The organism is Microbacterium sp. (assembly GCF_030149085.1).
GTDB lineage: Bacteria > Actinomycetota > Actinomycetes > Actinomycetales > Microbacteriaceae > Microbacterium.
Window position 1 is genome coordinate 1 of record NZ_JASBSF010000355.1, and the last position, 4,117, is coordinate 4,117.

Consider the following 4,117-nt stretch of genomic DNA (forward strand, 5'->3'; position numbering starts at 1 on the left):
GACCGCGACCGCTGGTTCACCGCCGACGAGGCGCTCGAGTACGGGTTCGTCGACCACATTCGTGAGCACGCCGCCGATGTTGCAGGCGGCGGCGGAACCGACACGAAGTAACCAGCGGCGCGAGCGAAGAAGAGAGTAAACGCATGAACACCCCGAACCTCCGCCTCCCGCAGGCCTCGCCCTCAGCGCTGCAGATGCCCAGTAGCCGCTACGTCCTCCCTCAGTTCGAGGAACGCACCGCCTACGGCTACAAGCGTCAGGACCCCTACAACAAGCTCTTCGAGGACCGCGTCATCTTCCTGGGTGTCCAGGTCGACGACGCCTCGGCCGATGACGTCATGGCGCAGCTGTTGGTGCTCGAGTCGCAGGATCCTGACCGCGACATCATCATGTACATCAACTCGCCCGGTGGATCCTTCACCGCGATGACGGCGATCTACGACACGATGCAGTACGTCTCGCCCCAGATCCAGACCGTGGTCCTCGGCCAGGCCGCCTCGGCTGCTGCGGTGCTGCTCGCGGCGGGGGCTCCTGGCAAGCGCCTCGCACTGCCCAACGCTCGCATCCTCATCCACCAGCCCGCCATGGGTGAGGCCGGTCACGGGCAGGCGTCAGACATCGAGATCCAGGCGGCGGAGATCCTCCGTATGCGTACGTGGCTCGAAGCGACGCTCGCGAAGCACTCCCACCGCAGCGCTCAAGAGGTCAACCGCGACATCGACCGCGACAAGATCCTCTCCGCGGAAGAGGCCGTCACCTACGGGCTGGTCGACCAGGTGCTCACGACGCGCAAGCGTCAGCCTGCGTTGCCCGCAAAGTAAGACCAGAAACCGGGCCCCGGCATCCGTCATACGACGCGGATGCCGGGGTCCGGCCCTGTCGGCACGAGCTGCGCGCAATCCCACCGGATGTCGCCGGCCTCGGTTAGGCTCGGACCACAGCCGCCCGGAACGAGGAGGACCCCCTGATGGCACGCATCGGTGAGAGCGCTGATCTGTTCAAGTGCTCTTTCTGCGGTAAGAGCCAAAAGCAGGTGCAGCAACTCATCGCCGGACCCGGCGTGTACATCTGCGACGAGTGCGTCGAACTCTGCAACGAGATCATCGAAGAGCGCATGGCAGAGTCCGGTGATGGCGTTGTCGCCGACTTCGATCTGCCCAAGCCGCGCGAGATCTTCGCGTTCCTCGAGGAGTACGTCGTCGGCCAGGAGCCTGCCAAGCGCGCGCTGTCGGTTGCTGTCTACAACCACTACAAGCGTGTCCGTGCCCACTCGACGTTGCAGCCTGCCGAGCAGCGCGCTGAAGACATTGAGATCGCCAAGAGCAACATCCTTCTTCTGGGCCCGACGGGCTGCGGAAAGACCTACCTCGCCCAGACGCTTGCGAAGCGCTTGAACGTGCCGTTCGCGGTTGCTGATGCGACCGCACTGACCGAGGCTGGCTACGTCGGTGAGGACGTCGAGAACATCCTCCTGAAGCTCCTGCAAGCGGCCGACTTCGACACCAAGCGCGCTGAGACCGGCATCATCTACATCGACGAGGTCGACAAGATCGCCCGCAAGGCCGAGAACCCCTCCATCACGCGGGATGTCTCGGGCGAGGGCGTGCAACAGGCTCTCTTGAAGATCCTCGAGGGAACCGTCGCATCGGTGCCGCCGCAGGGTGGTCGCAAGCATCCGCACCAGGAGTTCATCCAGATCGACACCACGAATGTGTTGTTCATCGTTGCTGGCGCGTTCGCCGGGCTGGAAGACATCATCTCGTCGCGCGTTGGCAAGCACGGGGTGGGCTTCGGGGCACCCCTTCACAACAAGGGCGACGACCTCAGTTTGTTCAGCGAGGTTCAGCCCGAGGATCTGCACAAGTTCGGCCTGATCCCCGAGTTCATCGGGCGGCTTCCCGTTGTCGCATCCGTGTCGCCGCTTGACCGTGAGGCCCTTATTGAAATCCTTACGGCTCCCAAGAACGCTCTCGTCAAGCAGTACCAGCGTATGTTCGAGATCGACGGAGTCGGCCTCGAGTTCGACGACGAGGCGCTGGTCGCGATCGCAGACCTCGCTGTCGCTCGAAAGACCGGCGCCCGTGGATTGCGCGCGATCCTCGAAGACGTGTTGGGTCCGATCATGTTCGAGATTCCGTCGGCCGAGAACGTGGACAAGGTCATCGTCACGCGCGCCGCCGTCGAGGACGGCGCAGCCCCAACCCTCGTGCTGCGGCAGGCTCGTAAGTCCGCCTGAGCTGGCGGCCACGTCCCGCCCGCTGAGGGATGTCGGGACTCCCGAGTAGCGTCGCAGCGTGACGAGATTCATCTACGACACCGCGACCAGCCTTACCGGCTGGATCGCTGACTCCGACCACTCCTTGCAGTGGCTCTTCGACGTGCCCGGCGGCACGGAGCCCGATCCGGAGCTCCTGCCGCCCACTGATGCGCTCATCGTCGAGGGCTCATCCACGTACGAGTGGCTCCTGCGCGAGTCTGACCTCGTCGATCACCCTGAGAAGTGGCAGGAGCTGTTCGGCACTCGGCGCACGTTCGTCTTCACGACGAGGAACCTCCCCGTGCCAGAGGGCGCAAACGTGACGTTTGTGTCAGGACCCGTGTCGGCCGTGTTGAGCGAGATCCGCGAGGCGGCGGGCGAGTCAGACGTCTGGATCGTCGGCGGCGGGGAACTTGCCGCGCAGTTCTACGACGCCGGCGCGCTCGACGAGATCGCCATATCGATCGCGCCCGTTGCGCTGACCAGCGGTGCGCCCCTGTTTCCGCGTCGGGTTGAGTCGGATCGACTCCGCCTCGTCGAAGCGCGTCAGGTCGGCCAGTTCGCGCGGCTGCGGTTTCTCGTTACGCCTTCATAAGCGTGTGCGGGATGCTCGCTACGGGCGTCAGGTGTTGAGGCCTCGGCGACTCAGGAGGGGGGCGATCTCCGCATCCCTGCCGCGGAAGTCCCGGTACGCCTCGAGCGGATCCTTCGACCCTCCGACGCCGAGGAGCCGGTCACGGAATCGGTCCCCGTTCGCCCGAGTGAGACCGCCGTTCTCATGGAACCACGCAACGGTGTCGGCATCCAGTACTTCGCTCCAGATGTACGAGTAGTAACCCGCGCTGTAGCCACCGGAGAAGATGTGGGCGAAATACGTGGATGAGTACCGCGTCGGGACTGCGGGGCTATCGAGTCCGATCTCGGCGAGGGCGGATGCTTCGAACGCTGCGACATCACGGTCGCTCGCTGCGTCGGCCGCCGAGAGCGAGTGCCACGCCTGATCGAGCCAGGATGCCGCGAGGTACTCGCTCGTTGCGAACCCCTGGTTGAAGCTCTCAGAGGCGTTCAGTCGCTCCACGACCTGGGCCGGGAGCGGCTCGTCGGTGTCAATGTGGCGCGCATAGGCTGCCAGGATCTCGGGCCAGAAGATCCACATCTCGTTGACTTGGCTCGGGAACTCGACGAAGTCGCGGAACACGTTGGTGCCGGCGAAGTGCGGGTACGTGACTGTCGCAAACAGTCCGTGCAGCGCGTGTCCGAATTCGTGGAAGAAGGTCGTCACTTCATCGAGGGTCAGCAGGGTCGGAGTTCCGGTCTCAGGCTTCACGACGTTGAGATTGTTCACCACGACCGGCGCCGTGCCGCGCAGGCGTGATTGGGACACGATGGAGTTCATCCACGCCCCGCCGCGCTTCGAATCCCGGGTGTAGAGGTCGAGCAGGTAGAGCCCGAGCGCCGACCCATCGGCGTTGAACACCTCGAACACCCGCACATCGGGGTGGTACCCGGGAAGATCGGGGCGTTCGGTGAAGGTGATGCCGTAGAGCTCCGTAGCCGCGCGAAAGACGCCGTCATGGAGCACGCGCTCAGCCTCGAACCAGGGGCGGAGCGCCGCGGCGTCGATATCGTACTCGGCTGCGCGGACCTTCTCGGTGAAGTATGCCCAGTCGTGCGCTTCGATCGTGAACGGCTCGGGTTCGGCATCCGCCATCGCTTGAAGGGCAGCCTGCTCGGTGCGCGCGTTCCGGGCAGCGGGTGCGGCAAGACGGAAGAGTAGGTCACGCACAGCTTCCGGGTTTGCCGCTGTCTCATCCGACGTGACGTAGTCCGCGTGCGAGCGGTAGCCCAGAAGCTCGGCGC

The 4,117-nt window shown here is 64.7% G+C and carries 5 protein-coding genes; 4 read left to right on the top strand and 1 reads right to left on the bottom strand.

The features are described 5' to 3' along the window. The 4 genes from Q1V87_RS14485 to Q1V87_RS14500 all read left to right on the top strand — a co-directional run. Positions 1-111, top strand: a 111-nt coding sequence (locus Q1V87_RS14485; RefSeq protein WP_300594378.1) for an ATP-dependent Clp protease proteolytic subunit, incomplete at its 5' end; no start/stop codon positions are given. A gap of 32 nt (positions 112-143) precedes the next feature. Next, positions 144-821, top strand: a complete 678-nt coding sequence (locus Q1V87_RS14490; RefSeq protein ID WP_300594367.1) for an ATP-dependent Clp protease proteolytic subunit — start codon at positions 144-146, stop codon at positions 819-821. A gap of 146 nt (positions 822-967) precedes the next feature. Further along, positions 968-2,236, top strand: a complete 1,269-nt coding sequence (gene clpX / locus Q1V87_RS14495) for an ATP-dependent Clp protease ATP-binding subunit ClpX (protein ID WP_300594370.1) — start codon at positions 968-970, stop codon at positions 2,234-2,236. A 58-nt stretch (positions 2,237-2,294) separates the two neighbouring features. After that, a complete protein-coding gene (locus tag Q1V87_RS14500) occupies positions 2,295-2,852 on the top strand; it encodes a dihydrofolate reductase family protein (protein ID WP_300594372.1) in 558 nt (185 codons plus the stop codon). A gap of 27 nt (positions 2,853-2,879) precedes the next feature. Here Q1V87_RS14500 and Q1V87_RS14505 read toward each other — a convergent pair. Then, on the bottom strand, positions 2,880-4,117 hold a 1,238-nt coding region (locus Q1V87_RS14505), incomplete at its 5' end, for a M3 family metallopeptidase (RefSeq protein WP_300594375.1).

Excerpts from the sequence above, each read along its gene's own strand:
- Q1V87_RS14490 (WP_300594367.1), top strand. The coding sequence starts at position 144 with ATGAACACCCCGAACCTCCGCCTCCCGCAGGCCTCGCCCTCAGCGCTG.
- clpX (WP_300594370.1), top strand. The coding sequence starts at position 968 with ATGGCACGCATCGGTGAGAGCGCTGATCTGTTCAAGTGCTCTTTCTGC.